The sequence below is a fragment of the Paraburkholderia suaedae genome (assembly GCF_040812055.1).
Lineage (GTDB): Bacteria > Pseudomonadota > Gammaproteobacteria > Burkholderiales > Burkholderiaceae > Paraburkholderia.
In genome coordinates this window covers 245,585-263,761 of record NZ_JBFOAH010000008.1, presented here as the reverse complement: position 1 = coordinate 263,761, position 18,177 = coordinate 245,585, and the positions used below count along the sequence as shown (strand labels likewise).

The window sequence follows — 18,177 nt, the reverse complement described above, 5'->3', positions numbered from 1 at the left end:
CAGACCTTTCTTTCATTACTGTGTGAGACTTGATACTTTTGCCTGCAGGCAGATTCCTCGGAACCCGCCCACCGCATCGCGCATCAAGCGCCCACACTTATCGGCTGTTAGTTTTTAAAGATCATTCGCTCAGAAGCTCTGCTTTCTTCGCGTCCGTCATCAAACGGGAGGCGAATTATGCGATGCAGCCCGCACACCGTCAACCCCTTCGCGCAATTATTTTCATAAAGTCGAGAACATCGCAAATTGAGCGTCACAGCGACGACGCCGGATTGATTAGATGTCCGATGTAATTTGCATCTATTCACCAGACGCCACGATGTCGGGCTTTGCATGCGCCGCACAACCGCCTGCGCGGTTGCACGGCCAATCCAGCTTCCGACAACTATCAAGCCGACTTCACCACCCCACGCCCATGCGAACGCATGAAAGCGCTGCGCTCGACCAGCGCGCCGAACAGCAGTCCGATAGTCGCCCACATGATCGACTGCATGCCGATCGCGGCGACGCGGAACTTCCATAGCACCACCGCCGGAAAAGCCGCCGGCACTTCGTTGATGGCCGGCATCGATAACTGCACCGCCGCGATGATTGCGACGAACACCACTGCCGCCGCAATCGAGCCGTTCCATGCACCGAACCTCATTACTGCGCGGCGCCGCACCTTCAGTGAAAAGACGACGGCGGCCAGCGAGATCGCGATCATCAGAAAGAACAGCCCGGTGCGCGTGCCGATCGTCTCAGGATCGCCGACCGAGGGCGGATTCGCCGGATACTTCAAGGTCGGCACGATCACCAGCGCAATGAACGCGCCGAGCGCGAGCCATGCGGACAGCGCACGCGCACTGAGCGTCCCGACCCGTCCATACGCGTACGCGAAGACCAGCGAGAACAGTCCACCGAACGCCGCACCGTAAGTCACCACGCCCGTCAGCAAACCCACGCCCGCTTGCGTCTGGCGGCTCACCAACTCGGGCTCGGGCGCCTCGCCTTGCGCGGCGTCGGCCTTCTGTTCGAACGAGATCGCCTGATCGACCTGCGGCTCACCGACCCATCTCGCGAAGCCGAACGTGAGCAAGCCCGCGGCGATGCCTGCGAGCATCCCGCGTACCAACAATTTACCAACCATGTTGTTCTACTCCGTCAGTGGCAGGGAAAGCCGAGCAGATGGCGGCCGTCGTGCACGAACTCGTGCACGTACATGCCGGAAACCAGTGACGTGGCGCCCTGTTCCGCCCCGACGAAGTAAAGCGCGAGCAACAGCAGCAAACCGCCGAACACGACCCATGGCAGCAACTCGCGTAGCGGAATCGGCGTGGGTTGATCAAAGGGCTGAGAAGCGGACTGGGAAGCCGGATTGAAGACAGTTTCAGTCATGATGGACATCTCCTGGGGTAGCGCGCCCCGATAGCAGATTGCAGAGGAAGAGTGCGAAGCTCAGGTCTGGCTTTCGGCTCTATGTGCCGATTACAGTGGCGCGACCGCGCCGGGCTTTCACCGGCTTCCGCGCTTCGCAGTCCCGCCATTCTACGCGCTAAACTGCGGCCTCCGTGACGCAAAGTCGCGTAAAGCCGACGCGCCCACGAATCAGCACGGACGTCACATCAATGGAAACCAATCGAATGCACGCGCGACTCCTACTGGTCAGCCACGCATCGACGGCGGCGCAGCGCGCCGGCCGCTTCCCCGCCGACGATCCGCTCGACGCCCTTGGCCTCGCGCAAGCCAAGGCCGCACGGGCGCGCATCGTGCTTCCCGACGACGCGGCGGTCTTCGTCAGCCCGGCCACTTGCGCGCGCGAAACCGCCTCGGCGCTCGGCCTCGCCGCGACGGTCGACGGGATGCTGGCGGACATGGACTACGGTTGCTGGCAAGGCCGGCGCCTTGCCGATCTTGCCGTTGACGCGCAAGCGGCGCTAGCCGCATGGACGCGCGATGCGGACGCGGCGCCGCACGGCGGCGAGTCGTTCAGTCAATTGGTGAAGCGCATGGGGACATGGCTCGACGCACCGCAAGCGGCGATCAGCGGCTCTTCCAGCAACCCGTCGAAAGCAAACCCTACGCGCAACATCGTCGCCATCACGCACGCGAGCTTGCTGCGGGCAGCGGTCGTTCATGCGCTCGGGGCGTCGCCCGCAGTGTTTGCGCGCATCGAGATCGGCCCGCTGTCGGTGATCGAATTACGTCATTCACAACGCGGCTGGACATGGTGGCCGGCATCCCCGATATCTATCTAACGGTGCACGGTGCGTGCTGCAGCCCTCACTTGCCCGACACCACCAGCCGCAACCGGTTCGACCCCGCGGGCGTCAGCGTGATATCAGTGCGGCTACCCTTCGCGCCCAGATAGAAATGCTGGCGGCCAGGCGAGTTCTGATCGTGCGTCGCGTCCGGCAAGCACGACGCGATGTCCGCCGCCACCGCCTCGAGCGCGCCCGCATTCGAGCCGGCGTCGCGATGCGGCGTCCACATGCATTGGAAGCTGCGATGACTCGCCGAACATTGCGCGTCGTCGCCGTAGGGTTGCGCGACGCCTTTGCCGTCGTCCGGCGTCAACGAGGCGAGACCGTCCGGCGCGGCCGCCACGATTCGTTTGAGCGCGGCGCAGGGACTCGGCGCATCGTCGGCGTAGGCGGCACTGGCCACCGCCAGCGCGCCGAGCGTTCCAACGGCAAGCGCGGCGGCGAATAGTCGGATTCTGTTCATATGAGCATACGTCCTTCGCAACAAGCCAACGGGTGACACTGACGCCAGCCAGCGAGCGCGATGAGGCTGGCGTTGCCGTTGCAGCACGCGCCGTGCCGAACGAAAGCCCGCCGCTCCTTAGTTCGCTACCAAGGGGGAGTTCCTTTGCTCACCGCTTGCGTCGAGTGCACACCAATCGCCTCCGGGGGACTCACCAACCAAAGCGCTGGCACGGCAATTGCGTCTGCGCCGTACCGGCACGGCAACCGCCGGCCACCCATTCGACGCACCACGCTACACCATGCCAAACACACATGCCGCAGGCGCGCCGGCGCGCCTGTCTTGCGGAATCGACGGGATCGACGACATCCTGGGCGGCGGCCTCACCCCTTACCGCATGTACCTCGTGGAGGGTGCGCCGGGAACAGGTAAAACTACCCTGGCCTTGCAATTCCTACTCAAAGGCGTCGAGGAGGGACAGGCCGGCCTTTACATCACGCTTTCGGAAACCCGTCCCGAATTGCTTGCGGTCGGCGAGAGCCACGGCTGGGATGTGAGCCGCTTCACGATCCTGGAGCTGCTCTCCGACGAAGGCCTCGACCCACAATACGAGCAGTCCGTGCTGCATCCCGCGGAAGTCGAACTGGGCGAGACGGTGCGCGAGGTGCTCAAACAGGTCGACGAACTCAAGCCTGCGCGCATCGTGCTCGACAGCCTGTCCGAACTGCGTCTGTTGTCGCAAAACCCGCTACGCTACCGGCGGCAGATTCTCGCGCTCAAACGCTATTTTGCGACCCGCGAATGCACGGTGCTGCTGCTCGACGACAACTCGTCGAAACCTGGCGACGTGCAATTGCACAGCATCGCGCACGGCGTGATCAGTCTCGACAACATCACGCACGACTACGGCGGCAACCGTCGCCGTGCGCGCATCGCGAAGATGCGCGGCATCAAGTTCCGCGAGGGCTTTCACGACTTCACGCTCGACACGGGCGGCATCCACGTGTATCCCCGCCTCGTCGCCGCCGAGCACCACGCGCAATTCGACCCGGCAGTGGTCAGCACCGGCACGGCGGGTCTGAACGCCCTGCTCGGCGGGGGCCTGATTCCAGGCACCAATGCGCTGATGATCGGCCCGTCGGGTGTAGGCAAGACGACTACCGTGGTCTCGTGTCTGCTCGCGGCCCTCGAGCGCGGCGAGCGCTGCGTGTACTACGTGTTCGACGAAACGCTCACCACCTTGATGATCCGCTGTGCCACGCTCGGCATGCATCTCGCGCCGCACGTGGAGAGCGGTCTGCTGACGCTGCGTCAGATCGACCCGGCGGAAATCTCGCCCGGCGAATTCGCGAGCGACGTACGTATGTCGGTAGAGAAGAAAGGCGTGCGCTATGTCGCGATCGACAGCCTGAACGCCTATCTCCAGGCGATGCCCGGCGAACGCTACCTGCTGCTGCAAATGCACGAACTGCTCGGCTATCTGAACCAGCAAGGCGTTATCACGATGCTGGTGCTCGGCCAGCACGGCATCATCGGCGAAGTGCAGAACGATATCGACATCAGCTATCTGAGCGACGTCGTCGTGCTGTTCCGCTATTTCGAGTATCACGGCGAAGTGCTGACCGCGGTGACCGCCGTGAAGAGCCGAGCGAATGCCCACGAACGCTCGATCCGCCAGTTCCGGCTTGCCCACGGCGGTGTCGAGGTGGGCGAAGCGCTGCGCGACTTCGAGGGCGTGCTCTCCGGCCTGCCGTCCTATCGCGGCGGCACCGCGCTGCTCGGCGTGCCCGACCGTATCATCGCCACGCCCGGGCAGTAAGGTCATGGAGCAACGCGTCCTGATTCTCGCGCCGTTCGGCCGCGATGCCGATGTGATTGCCGAAGTCCTGCATAAGGATCAGCGCACGTGCGTGACGTTCCGCGACGCCGATGCGCTCTCCGACGCGCTCGACGCCGGCGCGGGCGCCGCGCTGATCGCCGAGGAAGCGTTGGTCGACGAGCGCGCGTCGCGCCTGTTCACATGGCTGGAAAAACAGCCGGCGTGGTCCGACTTTCCGTTCATCCTGCTCGCCGCGTCGCGCGTCAGGCAGCGCTCCGCGCGGGGACTCGAAGTGCTCGAACGGCTCGGCAACGTGGTCGTGCTCGAGCGTCCACTGAATTCGGAGACGCTACGGCGCGCGGTCGCGTCGTCGCTGAGGGCACGCGCGCGGCAGTACGAATCGCGCCGCCATCTCGCCGAACGCATCGAGGCGCAGCAAGCGCTGGTGCAGCTGAACGATTCGCTGGAAAGCCGCATTGCCGCACGCACGCACGAACTCGCGTCCGCCAACAACCGCCTGATGATGGAGATTCACGAGCGCGCCAAGGTGCAGGCGGTGCTGGTGCAATCACAGAAGATGGAAGCGCTCGGGCAGCTCACGGGCGGCATCGCGCACGACTTCAACAATCTGCTGAACGTGATCATGGTCAATGCGGAGTTGATCGCACGGGTGAGCGGCGACGAACGCATTCGCGGCATGGCCGCCACCGTCAAACGCGCGACCGAACGCGGCGCGAAACTGACCGGTCAGTTGCTGACCTTCTCGCGCAACAGCAACCTCGATCTGAAAGCGGTGGACGTGGTCGCGTTGCTGCAAGGCATGCACGACATCATCACGGTGTCGCTCGGATCGAGCATCCGCTACACGAACGAATTCGAGCGCAACGAGATGTGGACGCATGCGGACGCGAATCAGCTCGAACTGGCCATCCTCAACCTGGCGATCAACGCGCGCGACGCAATGCCGGCCGGCGGCCAGCTGCGCATTCGCGTGAAGGAGCGCGCGGCGCCCGATCAGCTGCTCAAGGACGGGCGTTACGTGGTGCTCGAAGTCGCCGATACGGGTTCGGGTGTGCCGCCGGAAGTCGTGTCGCGCGTGTTCGATCCGTTCTTCACCACCAAACCCATCGGCAAGGGTACGGGACTCGGCCTGAGCCAGGTCTACGGCATCGCGACGCAGGCGGGCGGCACCGCGCGTCTGTTCAGCGAAGAAGGCGCCGGCACCACCGTGGAGGTCTGGCTGCCGTTGCGCGAACGCTCGATCCCGCAGACCGAGGTGGCTTCCAACGCGGAAGCCAACGCGGTCGGTGAGAAGCGGGTACTGGTGGTCGAAGACGACGGCGAGGTGCGGGCCATGCTGGTCGAGTCGCTGCGCATGCTCGGCTATACCGTGACCGAAGCAGCGGACGGACAAGCCGGCCTGAACCGACTCGAGGACGACAAGCCCGACCTGCTCATGGTCGACTTCGCGATGCCCGGCATGAACGGGATCGACGTCATCGCTGAAGCGCGCAAACTGCGCGAGGATTTGCCGGTGATTCTCGCGACCGGTTACGCGGACGTGGACATTTCCGGTTTGGCGGTGAAGCGCTGCACGATTCTGCGCAAACCGTTTCAGCTCGACGATCTGGCGCGCACCGTGCGGCTTGGGCTGGCGGCGTGACGGCTGAATGGTCGGGCTCGCACGCTAGTTGGCGGCATCCCATCGCAGGTGTGATAAGCGGCCCGCTGCGCTGACCTGGCGGTTGCATCATGCGGGCATCGCCCCGCGGCGCGCTGTGAGCGGCACTATCGCATTCCCAATCTACTGGCTTCGCCAGGTTACCACGCCCTATCCCCTACGCATTGCAACGGCTCGGCCCCGCAGCGACGGTCGGACCGCTATCGCGTTGCGCCTCTAGACTGTCCCCGCCTCGCAACAATTCCCAATTCAATAGTTTGCTAACGAATATTTTGGAAATACAATACCGGCCATGCCAAATCTCGATGCGCTGCGCCGCACCGTCAGCAGCACCCTGGTCGTGGCCGCCCGGAAGTGGCGGCGCACGAGTCACGGCGCGCTGGCGGCCTTCAATGTCTCCGAGGCGTGCGCCACGCCGCTCCTGATTGCCAGCCGGCTCGGCTCGGCGGTGCGCCAGGTGACGCTGGCCGACCACATCGGCATCGAGGGGCCGTCGCTCGTGCGGCTGCTCGATCAACTGTGTGCTGCGGGCCTGATGCGCCGCGAAGAAGATCCCGACGACCGCCGCGCGAAGACCGTGGCACTCACCGACGAGGGCCGGGCCGTCACCGCGAAAATGGAAGAAGAACTGGTCGCGCTGCGTGCTCACGCGCTCAAACACGTATCGCGCAGCGATCTCGAAGCAGCCTTGCGCGTGCTGAACGCCTTCACGACCGAGCCCGCTGCGCGCACCGAGCAAGGTGGCGCCGAGCCCGCCGGGCACCCCGCGTCCAAGCCCGCGCCGGCCAGGCCGGCATCCGCCGCAGGCAAGCCGACCCGCAAGGCCGAGAAGGCGCCAGGTTCCAACGAAGGCAAAGCACAGGCAGCGGCGCCGCACCACGCCGGTGATCCGGCGTAACGTTTCATGGTCTATCCCTCCCTGCGCGACTGGCTGTTCTCGGTCAAGACCTTTGCCGCCGCCATGCTCGCGCTGTACATCGGTCTCAGGTTCGAACTGCCACGGCCGTACTGGGCGATGGCCACCGTCTACATCGTCTCGAATCCGTTCGTCGGCGCGACCCGCTCGAAGGCGCTGTATCGGGCGCTAGGCACCGTGCTCGGCGCAGCGGGCGCGGTGCTGCTGGTGCCGCCCTTCGTCGAATCGCCATATCTGTTCAGTGTGATCGTCGCGCTGTGGACCGGCACGCTGCTGTACCTGGCCGTGTCCGACCGCACCGCGCGCAGCTACGTGTTCATGCTGGCCGGCTATACGATGCCGATCATCGCGCTGCCCTCCGTAACGAATCCGGCCGGCGTCTTCGATCTGGCGATCAGCCGCACCGAGGAAATCACGCTCGGCATCGTCTGCGCGAGCATTGTCGGCGGGGCGCTGTTTCCGAGCCGGCTTGCCCCCACCATCATCGAGCGGACCGACGCATGGTTTCGCGATGCCGCATTCTATGCAACGGAAACGCTATCCGGACGGATTGCCGGCTCGGCGATCTCGGGCGCCCGGCAGCGGCTCGCGGCCACCATCAACGGTCTGGAACTGCTGCTGAGCCAGCTCGCGTACGATCACACGCGGCCGGACCTGGTGGCGCGCGCGCACGAACTGCGCGGACGCATGCAACTGCTGCTGCCGATCATGTCGTCGCTCGCCGATCCGCTTATCGCGCTATACAACAGCGGCCGCCACCGCTGGCCGGAAGGCCTCGAAGCGTTGCTCGCCGATGTCATCACATGGTTCAACGAGCCGCTGCCCGCCGTCAGCCGCGGCTATCATCCGGACGAAACCGCCAACGCGCTGCGCGAGCGCATCGCCGCCATGCGCCCGCCGGCCGCCGCGCTCACCGGCTGGGACGGCGCGCTGCTGTCCAATGCACTCTGGCGCATGAAGCAGGTCATCGACGTGTGGCAGGACTGCCGGTCGCTACGGATCATCATCACGCGCGAAGAAGGCACGTGGCGGCCGCGCTTTCGCCACTGGCGGCTGGGCGGCACCGAGCGCTTCTACGACCGCGGCATCATGCTGTTCGCGACGACGTCGGCAGCGGCGGCGGTCATTCTCGCGTGCAGTCTGTGGATCAGCTCGGGCTGGAACGACGGCGCCAGTGCGGTGACGCTCGCGGCGGTGGCCTGCTGTTTCTTCGCCGCGCTCGACGAACCCGCGCCGATGGTGTTTCGCTTCTTCGTCGCGACCGGCATCAGCGTCGTCGCGGCAGGCATCTATCTGTTCGCAGTGCTGCCGCACGTACATGACTTCCCGATGCTGGTCATTCTGTTCGCGGTGCCGTTCATCATGGTCGGCACGCTGATTCCGCGTCCGCAGTTCAACATGGCGACAGTGCTGGTCGCGGTGAATACCGCCACTTTCATCAGCATTCAGGACGCGTACGACGCGAACTTCCTGACGTTTCTGAACAGCAATCTCGCGGGCCTCGCGGGTCTGCTCTACGCGTACGTGTGGACCCGCGTGACGCGCCCGTTCGGCGCCGAACTCGCGGCCTCCCGCCTGCTGCGCTCGAGCTGGGCCGATGTCGCGCTCACGGCGACGACGGCGCGGCACATCGAGGACCAGCGCAACCTCGCCGCGCGCATGCTCGACCGGCTCATGCAACTGATACCGCGCCTCGCCGCAACCGACGATCACCGTCATCCGTCGATCGAAAGCTTCCGCGATCTGCGCATCGCCTTCAATGCGCTCGACCTGCGGCGCCTGACCCACAAGCTCGGCGGCGAAGCGCCGGCCGCGATCGAACATGTTCTCGACGGCGTGCGCACCTACTATGAGGAGTGCGTGAACCGCCGCAAACGCGGGCCGGTGCCCGCTAGCCTGATGAGGTCGATCGACGCAGCCGTCACACGCGTGACCGCGCTGGGGCTGGCCAACGCGAGCGCGCCCAGCCCGACTTCGCAAGCCTCGGCGCGCCATTTGCGCGACGCGCTGCACGCGCTGGTCGGCTTGCGTCTTTCGCTGTTTCCCGCGGTGGTGACGGCACCGACACCGCCACCGCCCGAACCGCAGGCCGCCAGCTGATGCACCCGTCCCGCAACCCGTTCCACCTCTTTCCGAGTGCCCGCGATGATCGGTGAAATCGACGTCTTCGGTGTGTTCGTGCCGGCCGTCCTCGTGCTGATGTTGATCGCGTACCTGATCAACCTGGTGATCCGCGCGGTGCTCGCGCGCGTGGGCTTCTACCGCCTCGTCTGGCATCGCTCCATTTTCGATCTCGGCGTCTATGTGCTGGTGCTGGGCCTTGTCGTTGTCGTTTCGCACAAGCTAATAACGTGAAAAAAACCTGGTTCTCCGTCGGTCAGATCCTGCTGACCTTGATCGTCGTCGTGGTTGCAGCACTGGTGCTGTGGAAGCTGATCGCCTATTACATGTTCGCGCCGTGGACCCGCGACGGACACGTGCGCGCCGACGTGATCCAGGTCGCGCCGGATATCTCCGGGCTGGTGTCGTCGGTCGAGGTGGTGGATAACCAGCAGGTCAGGCAAGGCCAGGTGCTGTTCGTGATCGATCAGGCCCGCTACTCGCTCGCGCTGCGCCAGGCGCAGGCCACCGCGTTGCAGCGCCGCGCGACGCTCGATCAGGCGCGCCGTGAAGATGCGCGCAACCGCAAGCTCGGCGACCTCGTCGCAGCCGAAGTCGCGGAAGAAAGCCGCTCGCGCGTCGAGGCGGGCGAAGCCGCGCTGGCCGATGCGAACGTCGCGATCGACACGGCCAGGCTGAACCTGCAGCGCGCGACGATCGTGAGCCCGGTCGACGGCTATCTGAACGATCGCGCGCCGCGCGCCGGCGAATTCGTCGCCGCGGGGCGGCCGGTGCTCTCGGTGGTCGACATGCACTCGTTCCGCGTCGACGGCTACTTCGAGGAAACCAAGCTGCGCGGGATCGAAATCGGTCAACCGGTCGACATCACGGTGATGGGCGAGCCCACGCCGCTGCGCGGTCACGTGCAAAGCATCGTCGCCGGCATCGAGGATCGCGACCGCACGCAAGGCTCGAATCTGCTGCCGAGCGTGAATCCCGCGTTTAGCTGGGTGCGGCTCGCACAGCGCATTCCGGTGCGCGTCGCACTCGACGAAGTGCCCGCCGACTTCCGCATGATCGCGGGGCGCACCGCGACCGTGTCGGTGCGTGATCTGTCGCCGGTCGGAAGGCGTCAGGCGGTGGGGGCTTCGGCTTCTTCGTCCGCTTTGTCGTCCGCTTCTTCGTCCGCTTTTTCGTCCGCTTCGGCTACGGCTTCCGTTGCGGCTGTGTCCGCGGCTTCCACTGCGTCGGCCGCACAGCCGGCATCGGTGTCAACTTCCTCGGGCGCCTCGCAATGAAGCTGTCGCGGGCTCTGCCCTTCCTGCCGCTGCTGCCGTTGTTGCCGCTCGCCGTCGCGCTCGGCGGCTGTGTGAATGTCGGCCCCGACTACTCGCTGCCGCAACAGGCGCTCGTCAACGCGCCGCTCGCCAACGCGCCGATCGAAGGCGCCGACCCCACGCTGACCTCGACGGGCAACGTGCCCGCCGTGTGGTGGAAGCTGTACGACGATCCGGTGCTCAACGGTCTCGTCGACGAGGCCCTGCAATCGAATACCGACTTGCGCGTCGCGGCCGCGAATCTCGCGCGTTCGCGTGAAGCGCTGGGCGTGGCGCAAGCGCAGGGCGGCTTCTCGGGCAAAGCATCGGCGCAGGTCGAGCGTGCACAGGAATCGGCCGAGCAGTTTCTGCTCACGGAGAAAATACCGGTCGTCAACGAAGGCGACATTGGCATCAGCGTCGCGTATGAAATCGATCTGTTCGGCAAGCTGCGGCGCGGCGTGGAAGCGGCGGCGGCGGATACCGAGTCCGTGCAGGCCGCTGGCGATCTCGCGAAGATCACCGTGGTGGCGGACGTGGTGCGCTCGTATGTCGAACAATGCTCAGCCGCCGAAGAACTGAGGATCGCGCAGCAATCGCTCGCGTTGCAGAAGCAGCGCGTGGACGTGTCACGCCGCCTGCGCGACGCGGGCCGTGGCAATCAGACCGAGGTGACGCGCGGGCAGACGCAGGTTGATACGTTGTCGGCGGATATTCCGCGCTATACGGCACGGCGCAAGATTGCACAGTACCGGCTTGCAGCGCTGCTCTCGCGCGCGCCGTCCGACCTGCCGCCGGCTGTGCTGGCGTGCGACCGGCTGCCGCAGATCCGTCAGCCGATTCCGGTCGGCGACGGCGCCGCGCTGCTCAAGCGCCGCCCGGACGTGCGCGAGGCCGAGCGTCAGCTGGCGGCTTCGACGGCGCGCATCGGCGTCGCCACCGGCGCGCTTTATCCGACGGTCAGCATCGGCGCGTCGGCGGGCCTGACCGGGGTTCTCGAGGACCTCGGCACGGCGGCCACCGCGCGCTGGGGCTTCGGTCCGCTGATCAGCTGGACCTTCCCGGCCAATGGCGCGCGCGGCCGCGTGCGGGAAGCGCAGGCGTCGAGCCAGGTGGCGCTCGCCAGGTTCGACGGCGTCGTGCTGACCGCGCTGCGCGAGACCGAAACCGATCTGGCCACTTATGCATCGGACTACGCGCGCGCCGACGCGCTGCGCGCCGCGCTAAAGTCGGCGACCGAGTCGGCGGACGAAACCCACCGGCTCTATCGCGCCGGGCGCGAGTCGTTCATCTCCGATCTGGATGCGACGCGCACGCTGACTTCGACGCGATCGCAGGTGGCGGCAGCGGAAGGCCAGGTGGCCATCGATCAGGTCAATCTGTTCCTCGCGCTAGGCGGCGGGTGGGAAACCGATGCGGCAAGCACCCACGGGGCCGCCACCCCTGATGTAGCCGTGCCCGGGAAAGCCATGCCGGGTGCAGCAACGGCCTCCGCCACGGCAGGCAAAGCCCCGTGACCTTCCGGTTTATTCTGGCAATCTTTCTTTTCCTTTCATTTCCGGTCAAATAGGTGACACTCACTTCACACGTTACGGAGTCACCTATGTCGCCATTCCTGCCAGGCGCAGTCACATTGGGCGGATGCATCGGCATTTTCGCGGCGGCGGTCGCCGTCGTCGAAATGCTGGCGAATTGAGCCCGCCTGGCGTCCCGACCGGGAAAAGCTCAGTTCTGCGAAAGATGCGCCAGTATGCCGCTAAGCCGGCCGGCGCTTTCCCGCCGCCTGATGAATCGCGGCACGCACGCGCGGATAGGTCCCGCAACGGCACACGATGTTGAACATCGCCGCGTCGATATCGGCGTCGGTCGGATCGGGTTTGCGTTTGAGCAGCGCACACGCCGCCATCAATTGCGCGCTTTGGCAATAGCCGCACTGCACCACGTCGACATCGATCCACGCCGCCTTCAACGCTTGCGCTTCGGCGCCCTGCACGCCTTCGATAGTCGTGATCTTCTGGGTGGCGTGCACGGACGACATCGGTGTCTGACACGCAAGGCACGCCGCGCCGTCCAGATGAATCGTGCACGCGCCGCAGATGCCCACGCCGCAGCCGAACTTGGTGCCGGTCATGCCGAGTTCGCAGCGCAGCACCCATAGCAGCGGCATATCCGGTTCGGCCTGCACGGCCACCGCCCGGCCGTTGATGTTCAGTGTTTCCATGCTTGCCTCCCGAGTCGCGGCGCCGTGGCATCGCCGTGAGTCATGTCGAAGCGCCGTTGCGTCACGCGAGCCGCAACGGCAACGTGCGCAAACGCGTGCCGGTCAGGGCGAATACCGCATTCGCGACCGCGGGCGCGATCGGCGGCACGCCCGGCTCGCCGACGCCTTGCGGATGCATCTGGCTGGGCATGATGTGCGTTTCGATCACAGGACAATCGCTGATCCGCACGACCGGGAAGTCGACAAAGTTCATCTGCTTCACCTGTCCCTTCTCGATCGTGATCTCGTCCTGCAACGCGGCCGACAAACCGAACACGATCCCGCCTTCCATCTGCTGACGGATCAGGTTCGGATTCACCGGCAAGCCGCAATCGATCACGCAGACCACCCGATGCACGCGAATCTGCCGCTGCGGCCCGATCGACACTTCCGCCACCTGCGCAACCACGCTGCCGAACGCCTCGTGCAGCGCGACGCCGCGCGCGCACGGCGCGCCATCGGCCGCACGCTTTAACGCACGCCCCCACTGCGACAACACCGCGACGCGCTCGAGCACCGCGAGATGGCGCGGATGGTCGACCAGCAGCGCGGCGCGAAACGCAATCGGGTCCTGGCGGGCGGCGGCGGCGACCTCGTCCGTGAAACTTTCGGTGAAGAAGGCCTGATGCGAATGGCCGACCGAGCGCCAGAAACCGACCGGCACCGGCAACTCGACCACCTTGTGCGCGACGCGCGCGGCAGGCCATTCGTAGGGCTGATCGAACGCACCTTCGCAGGTGGTCTTGTCGATCGGAACGCGGGGCACGCCGTAATAGCGCTTCAGCGATTCCGGCACGATCGCCTGCCCAGCCGACGTGCTGCGCCACGCAAGCAGCTTGCCCTGCGCGTCGACGCCCGCCTTGAGCCGCGACACGCACGCCGGCCGATAAAAGTCGTGTGTGAAATCTTCTGCGCGCGACCAGATGGTCTGCACCGGACGCCCGTCTGCCTCGCGCGCAATTGCGGCCGCCTGCGCGATGAAGTCGAGTTCGAGCCGCCGCCCGAATGCGCCGCCGAGCAATTGCGTCTGCACGTCGACCTTGTCGCTGTCGAGGTTCAGCACTTGTGCGACGTGCGCCCGCGCAAGCGCGGGCATTTGCGTCGAAACCCATACCGTGGCCGCGCCGTCCGCCACTTGCACTGTGCAGTTGACCGGCTCGACCGCGCCATGCGCCAGATACGGCGCGCGATATTCGGCGTCGACGGTCTGTTTCGCTCGGCTCATCGCGGCGTCGACATTGCCGCGATGCAAGTACGCGTAACCGTCGCTGTCATCGAGCGCTTGAGCGAGGCGCGCCTGTGCGTCCGCGCTCGACAGCGTCGCGGCGGCGCCGTGCTGCCACGTGACGCCAGCCGCGCCTATTGCGCTGGCCGCGTTCATCGCGCGAAACGGATTCTGCGCGATCACGGCGACGCCGCCGGTGCCGCCGCTATACGGCGCGACCACGAACGCCTTGACGAAGCCCGGCATTTTTTGCGCAGGCGCCGCGTCGAAATGCGCGACCGTGCCGCCGAGCGTCGGACACATCACGACGCTCGCGTACAGCAAGCCATCGGGCAGCGCGTCGATGCCGAAGCGCGCCGTGCCGTTGATCTTCGATGCCGCTTCGACGCGGCGCAGCGGTCGGCCGATCAGCTTGAAGTCGGCGGGATCCTTCAGCGTCACTTTGCGCGGCAGCGCCTGCTGCGCGGCCAGCGCCGACAGTTCGCCGAAGCTCGCCCGATGGCCCGCCGCGTGCACCACGTGACCGCTTTCAGCGCGGCACTCGCCGGGCGGCACTTGCCATTGCGACGCTGCCGCGCCGATCAGCATCGCGCGCGCCGACGCGCCGGCTTCGCGCATCGGCGTCCACAAATCGTTGATGCTCGACGAACCACCCGTCATCATCGTGCCGCCCTCGCGCACCAGTTTGCGAGTGAACCAGACTGTGGTGCGTTTTACCAGGCCGTCGTCGTCGGGGCGAAACGGCAAGTCGTCGACGATGTTCTGCACGCTGTTGTAGATCTTGTCGATCGGCGCTTCTTCCACCCGCACCTGGGACCAGTCGGCGTCGAGTTCCTCGGCGAGCAGCATCGCAAGACCCGTGTGGATGCCCTGGCCCATCTCGGCCTTGCACACGATGATCGTCACGCTGTTGTCGGCGGCAATCTTGACCCAGCCGTTGAGCGCGACTTGCGAGCCTTCTGCCGGCAGCGGCGTCGACGTATTCAGCCGTTGACGCGGCGGCAGCACCGACCAGCCGACCAGCAATGCGCCCACTGCGCTCGCGCCGCCGAGCAGGAAGGTTCTGCGCTTTAACATGACATGGCTCGATCAGCCTGCACGATGATGACCAACGGAAGCTGCTAAAGCGCGCGGGGCGCCTCGGGGGTTGTTGCGCAATAGTAATAAGACGGATGAGCAGACGGGAGACTTAAATTCGTTTGCTCGGGTCGAGCGGCGTGGGGCGGGGAATCAGGCGACTGCTACGGGGCGGGGTTAATCGTGGTGTGTTTCATTAAATGAGCGGGAACGTGCGCTGCCGCGCGCCGCGTACCGACGCGTCGCGGCGCAACCGGGCGACGGGCCCGGCGCGAGCGCACGTTGAAAGCGGGCTAGCGTGTCACCTCATCGCCGGTTCGATCCCGACACCACATCGATCCACACCGCCAGCACGAGAATGCTGCCCTTCACGATCATCTGCCAGTAGGCGTCCACGTCCAGCATCGACATGCCGTTATCGAGGCTCGCCATCACCAGCGCCCCGATCAATGCACCGTACACGGTGCCGGAGCCGCCGCGCATCGACGTACCGCCGATGAAGCACGCGGCGATCGCATCCAGTTCGCCCATCGAGCCCGCAGAGGGCGAGCCTGCCGCGAGCCGCGCCGTATTGACGATGCCGGCGAAAGCGCACATCAGCCCCATCAGCGCGAAGATCGCCAGCTTCACGCGGTTGGTATTGACGCCGGAGAGCCGCGTCGCTTCGAGGTTCGAGCCCACTGCATAGACGCGCCGCCCGAACACGGTCTGCGTCGCGATCCACATGAAAACGCCGAGCAGCGCAAGCAGCAACAGGACCGGCACCGGAATACCGCCGTAACGATCCAGCGTAGCAACGAAGCCCGCCAGAATCGCGCCCGCGCCGACCCCCTTCGCCACGTCCTGCCACAACGGCACCACCCGCAACTGATAGCGCCGGCGATTCGCACGTTGCCGGATCGTCAGGAACGCGAGCAGCAGGAACAGCACGACCGCGAGCGTGTCGCCCGCGAGCCGCGGCAGATACCCTTGGCCGACGAACACGAAACCGTCGGACACCGGCGCGACGGTCGACCCGCCGGTCACGCCCAGCAGAATGCCGCGGTACGCGAGCATCCCGCCCAGCCCGACGATGAACGAAGGCACGCGCCGGTAAGTCGACCACCAGCCGTTGAACATGCCGACCAGCAAGCCGAGCAGCATCACCACCGGTACGGTGACGGCGATCGGCCAGTGCCGGTTGACGTCGAGTATCGCCGCCGCGCCGCCGAGCAGACCGAGCAGCGAGCCGACCGACAGATCGATTTCACCCGCGATGATCACGAACACCATTCCGCATGCGAGCATGCCGGTGATCGACATTTGCCGCAGCAGGTTCGACAGATTGCGCGGCGTGATGAACGCGCCATGCGTGAGCAGGGAAAAGAAAATCCAGATCGCGGCCACCGCGATCAGCAACGCGAGAATCTTGTAGCGCGCGAACAGTTGCTGAATACGCTGCGGACCGCCGAACGCGCCTCGCGGCACGGTGTTGTCGGCGCGTTGGGAGGTAAGGTCAGGCGTCATGCTGCACTCGCTGCGGTAGGGTTCGTTGATCGCTGCACGGGACGGATCGCGGCGCCGAGGATGTCCTCCTGCGTGAGGCCGTCGTTGACCAAGTCGCCGCGCAGTTCGCCTTCGCCGATCACCAGCACGCGATCGCTGATGCCGAGCACCTCGGGCAATTCGGACGACACCATCACGATCGACATCCCGCGCTGCGCCAGCTGGAAAATCAGCTTGTAGATTTCGTACTTCGCGCCGACGTCGACGCCGCGCGTCGGTTCGTCGAGGATCAGCACTTTCGGATCGGTCAGCAGCATGCGCGTGAGCACGGCCTTCTGCTGATTGCCGCCCGACAGGCTCGCAATCGACAACATGGGATGCGCGGCGCGCACCGAAAGCCGCTTCATCTCCGTGTGAATCGTGTCGAGTTCGGCGGCGGAGTCGATTCGCCCACCGGATGCAAAACGCTCCAGCACCGCGAGCGTGATGTTATGACCTACGCTCATGCCCGGCACGATGCCGTGGCGCTTGCGATCCTCCGGCACCATTGCGATGCCCGCGCGAATCGCGTCGATGGGCGCGCGAATCTTCAGCGGCTTGCCGTTCACCAGCACGCTCGCTTCGCTCGCGCCGGGATACGCGCCGAAGATCGCCTGCATCAACTCGGTGCGGCCCGCGCCCACCAGTCCAGCCACGCCGAGAATCTCGCCCTGACGCAACGCGAACGACACGTCGTTCACGCGCTTGCGGCGAGGGTTGGTCACGTCGAAACAGGTGACGTTACGCGCTTCGAAAATGACCTCCCCCACCGGATGCGGCTCGCGGGGAAACAGGTTCTTGATCTCGCGGCCCACCATGAGCGAGATGATGCGGTCGGTGGTGAGCGCGTGCATCGGCTCCGTCGCGACATGACGGCCGTCGCGAATCACGCTGATCGTGTCGCAGACCGCCGCCACTTCGTCGAGCTTGTGCGAGATGTACACGCAGGCAATGCCGCGCCGCTTCAGATCGCGCACGATATCGAGCAGGATGCTGATTTCCGACGTGGTCAGCGACGACGAAGGCTCGTCCAGAATCAGCAGCTTCGCGCGCTTGTTCAGCGCCTTGGCGATCTCGATCAACTGCTGGTGGCCGCCGCCATAGTTCATCACCGGCTGCGCGGCATTGATACCGCCAATGCCGAGTTCGCGCAGCAATTCGTCGGCGCGCTGGTACATCGCGGCGTAGTTCATGCGGCCGCCGGGCAGCGTGATCTCGTTGCCGAGAAAGATGTTCTCGGCCACCGACAACTCCGGCACCAGCATCAACTCCTGGTGGATGATGATGATGCCGGCGCGTTCGGTATCGCGCACGTTCGCGGCCTTCAGCGGCGCGCCTTCCCAGCTTATTTCGCCATCCCAGGTACCGTGCGGATACACGCCTGATAGCACCTTCATGAGCGTCGATTTGCCCGCGCCGTTCTCGCCGCACAAACCGACGCACTCGCCCGGCGCGACCGTCAGGTCGATGCCGTCGAGCGCCTTCACGCCGGAAAACGCCTTGACGATGCCGCGCATCGCCAGTAGAGCTTGCGTCATTCGCTATGCCTCGCTGCAAGGCGCGCGGCGGCGTCG

At 65.6% G+C, this 18,177-nt stretch carries 15 protein-coding genes and 1 riboswitch; of the genes, 8 read left to right on the top strand and 7 right to left on the bottom strand.

Annotated elements, in window-relative coordinates; genetic code table 11:
- Positions 1 to 388 precede the first annotated feature (388 nt).
- Both ABQJ48_RS14545 and ABQJ48_RS14540 read right to left on the bottom strand, forming a co-directional pair.
- Positions 389 to 1,129, bottom strand: coding sequence for a CbtA family protein (locus ABQJ48_RS14545; RefSeq protein WP_367838703.1), 741 nt, complete (start codon positions 1,127 to 1,129; stop codon positions 389 to 391).
- Between the two features lie 14 nt (positions 1,130 to 1,143).
- Positions 1,144 to 1,377, bottom strand: a complete 234-nt coding sequence (locus ABQJ48_RS14540; RefSeq protein ID WP_367838702.1) for a CbtB domain-containing protein — start codon at positions 1,375 to 1,377, stop codon at positions 1,144 to 1,146.
- A 2-nt stretch (positions 1,378 to 1,379) separates the two neighbouring features.
- Positions 1,380 to 1,533: riboswitch (adenosylcobalamin (AdoCbl) riboswitch) on the bottom strand.
- Positions 1,534 to 1,622: 89 nt separating this feature from the next.
- Here ABQJ48_RS14540 and ABQJ48_RS14535 point away from each other — a divergent pair.
- Positions 1,623 to 2,237: a histidine phosphatase family protein gene (locus ABQJ48_RS14535; protein ID WP_367838701.1), complete on the top strand. Its 615-nt coding sequence runs from the start codon at positions 1,623 to 1,625 to the stop codon at positions 2,235 to 2,237.
- 25 nt (positions 2,238 to 2,262) lie between these two features.
- On the opposite strand, the gene ABQJ48_RS14530 is transcribed toward ABQJ48_RS14535, so the two are convergent.
- Positions 2,263 to 2,706, bottom strand: coding sequence for a hypothetical protein (locus ABQJ48_RS14530; RefSeq protein WP_367838700.1), 444 nt, complete (start codon positions 2,704 to 2,706; stop codon positions 2,263 to 2,265).
- A 280-nt stretch (positions 2,707 to 2,986) separates the two neighbouring features.
- Here ABQJ48_RS14530 and ABQJ48_RS14525 point away from each other — a divergent pair, with 280 nt between their 5' ends.
- The 7 genes from ABQJ48_RS14525 (at position 2,987) to ABQJ48_RS14495 (ending at position 12,034) form a co-directional block, all read left to right on the top strand.
- Complete coding sequence (locus tag ABQJ48_RS14525) at positions 2,987 to 4,504, top strand: ATPase domain-containing protein (protein WP_367838699.1); 1,518 nt, start codon at positions 2,987 to 2,989, stop codon at positions 4,502 to 4,504.
- A 4-nt stretch (positions 4,505 to 4,508) separates the two neighbouring features.
- Positions 4,509 to 6,167, top strand: a complete 1,659-nt coding sequence (locus ABQJ48_RS14520; protein WP_367838698.1) for an ATP-binding protein — start codon at positions 4,509 to 4,511, stop codon at positions 6,165 to 6,167.
- 310 nt (positions 6,168 to 6,477) lie between these two features.
- Complete coding sequence (locus tag ABQJ48_RS14515; protein WP_367838697.1) at positions 6,478 to 7,083, top strand: MarR family winged helix-turn-helix transcriptional regulator; 606 nt, start codon at positions 6,478 to 6,480, stop codon at positions 7,081 to 7,083.
- A gap of 6 nt (positions 7,084 to 7,089) precedes the next feature.
- Entirely contained in the window at positions 7,090 to 9,201 is a 2,112-nt protein-coding gene (locus tag ABQJ48_RS14510) for an FUSC family protein (RefSeq protein ID WP_367838696.1), read from the top strand.
- A 45-nt stretch (positions 9,202 to 9,246) separates the two neighbouring features.
- Complete coding sequence (locus ABQJ48_RS14505) at positions 9,247 to 9,456, top strand: DUF1656 domain-containing protein (protein ID WP_367838695.1); 210 nt, start codon at positions 9,247 to 9,249, stop codon at positions 9,454 to 9,456.
- Positions 9,453 to 10,499, top strand: a complete 1,047-nt coding sequence (locus ABQJ48_RS14500) for an efflux RND transporter periplasmic adaptor subunit (RefSeq protein ID WP_367838694.1) — start codon at positions 9,453 to 9,455, stop codon at positions 10,497 to 10,499. Before ABQJ48_RS14505 ends, ABQJ48_RS14500 begins: the two co-directional genes overlap by 4 nt.
- Complete coding sequence (locus ABQJ48_RS14495) at positions 10,496 to 12,034, top strand: efflux transporter outer membrane subunit (RefSeq protein WP_367838693.1); 1,539 nt, start codon at positions 10,496 to 10,498, stop codon at positions 12,032 to 12,034. The genes ABQJ48_RS14500 and ABQJ48_RS14495 overlap by 4 nt, the downstream gene beginning before the upstream one ends.
- A 239-nt stretch (positions 12,035 to 12,273) precedes the next feature.
- Here the strand turns inward: ABQJ48_RS14495 and ABQJ48_RS14490 are convergent, their stop codons facing one another.
- The 4 genes from ABQJ48_RS14490 to xylG form a co-directional block, all read right to left on the bottom strand.
- On the bottom strand, positions 12,274 to 12,738 hold the full coding sequence (locus ABQJ48_RS14490; protein ID WP_367838692.1) for a (2Fe-2S)-binding protein: 465 nt from the start codon (positions 12,736 to 12,738) through the stop codon (positions 12,274 to 12,276).
- Between the two features lie 61 nt (positions 12,739 to 12,799).
- Positions 12,800 to 15,079 carry a xanthine dehydrogenase family protein molybdopterin-binding subunit gene (locus tag ABQJ48_RS14485; RefSeq protein ID WP_367838691.1) on the bottom strand — a complete coding sequence of 760 codons (2,280 nt, stop codon included), beginning with the start codon at positions 15,077 to 15,079 and terminating at the stop codon, positions 12,800 to 12,802.
- Positions 15,080 to 15,385: 306 nt separating this feature from the next.
- On the bottom strand, positions 15,386 to 16,585 hold the full coding sequence (locus tag ABQJ48_RS14480) for a sugar ABC transporter permease (protein WP_367838690.1): 1,200 nt from the start codon (positions 16,583 to 16,585) through the stop codon (positions 15,386 to 15,388).
- Positions 16,582 to 18,141, bottom strand: coding sequence for a D-xylose ABC transporter ATP-binding protein (gene xylG, locus ABQJ48_RS14475; protein ID WP_367838689.1), 1,560 nt, complete (start codon positions 18,139 to 18,141; stop codon positions 16,582 to 16,584). The genes ABQJ48_RS14480 and xylG overlap by 4 nt, the downstream gene beginning before the upstream one ends.
- Positions 18,142 to 18,177: the final 36 nt, after the last annotated feature.

Bases quoted from the DNA above. Each gene is read 5' to 3' on its own strand.
- ABQJ48_RS14535 (WP_367838701.1), top strand. From the start codon at position 1,623: ATGCACGCGCGACTCCTACTGGTCAGCCACGCATCGACGGCGGCGCAG.
- ABQJ48_RS14540 (WP_367838702.1), bottom strand. From the start codon at position 1,377: ATGACTGAAACTGTCTTCAATCCGGCTTCCCAGTCCGCTTCTCAGCCC.
- ABQJ48_RS14530 (WP_367838700.1), bottom strand. From the start codon at position 2,706: ATGAACAGAATCCGACTATTCGCCGCCGCGCTTGCCGTTGGAACGCTC.
- ABQJ48_RS14515 (WP_367838697.1), top strand. From the start codon at position 6,478: ATGCCAAATCTCGATGCGCTGCGCCGCACCGTCAGCAGCACCCTGGTC.
- xylG (WP_367838689.1), bottom strand. From the start codon at position 18,141: ATGACGCAAGCTCTACTGGCGATGCGCGGCATCGTCAAGGCGTTTTCC.
- ABQJ48_RS14510 (WP_367838696.1), top strand. From the start codon at position 7,090: ATGGTCTATCCCTCCCTGCGCGACTGGCTGTTCTCGGTCAAGACCTTT.
- ABQJ48_RS14505 (WP_367838695.1), top strand. From the start codon at position 9,247: ATGATCGGTGAAATCGACGTCTTCGGTGTGTTCGTGCCGGCCGTCCTC.
- ABQJ48_RS14485 (WP_367838691.1), bottom strand. From the start codon at position 15,079: ATGTTAAAGCGCAGAACCTTCCTGCTCGGCGGCGCGAGCGCAGTGGGC.
- ABQJ48_RS14490 (WP_367838692.1), bottom strand. From the start codon at position 12,738: ATGGAAACACTGAACATCAACGGCCGGGCGGTGGCCGTGCAGGCCGAA.
- ABQJ48_RS14480 (WP_367838690.1), bottom strand. From the start codon at position 16,585: ATGACGCCTGACCTTACCTCCCAACGCGCCGACAACACCGTGCCGCGA.
- ABQJ48_RS14525 (WP_367838699.1), top strand. From the start codon at position 2,987: ATGCCAAACACACATGCCGCAGGCGCGCCGGCGCGCCTGTCTTGCGGA.
- ABQJ48_RS14495 (WP_367838693.1), top strand. From the start codon at position 10,496: ATGAAGCTGTCGCGGGCTCTGCCCTTCCTGCCGCTGCTGCCGTTGTTG.
- ABQJ48_RS14545 (WP_367838703.1), bottom strand. From the start codon at position 1,129: ATGGTTGGTAAATTGTTGGTACGCGGGATGCTCGCAGGCATCGCCGCG.
- ABQJ48_RS14520 (WP_367838698.1), top strand. From the start codon at position 4,509: ATGGAGCAACGCGTCCTGATTCTCGCGCCGTTCGGCCGCGATGCCGAT.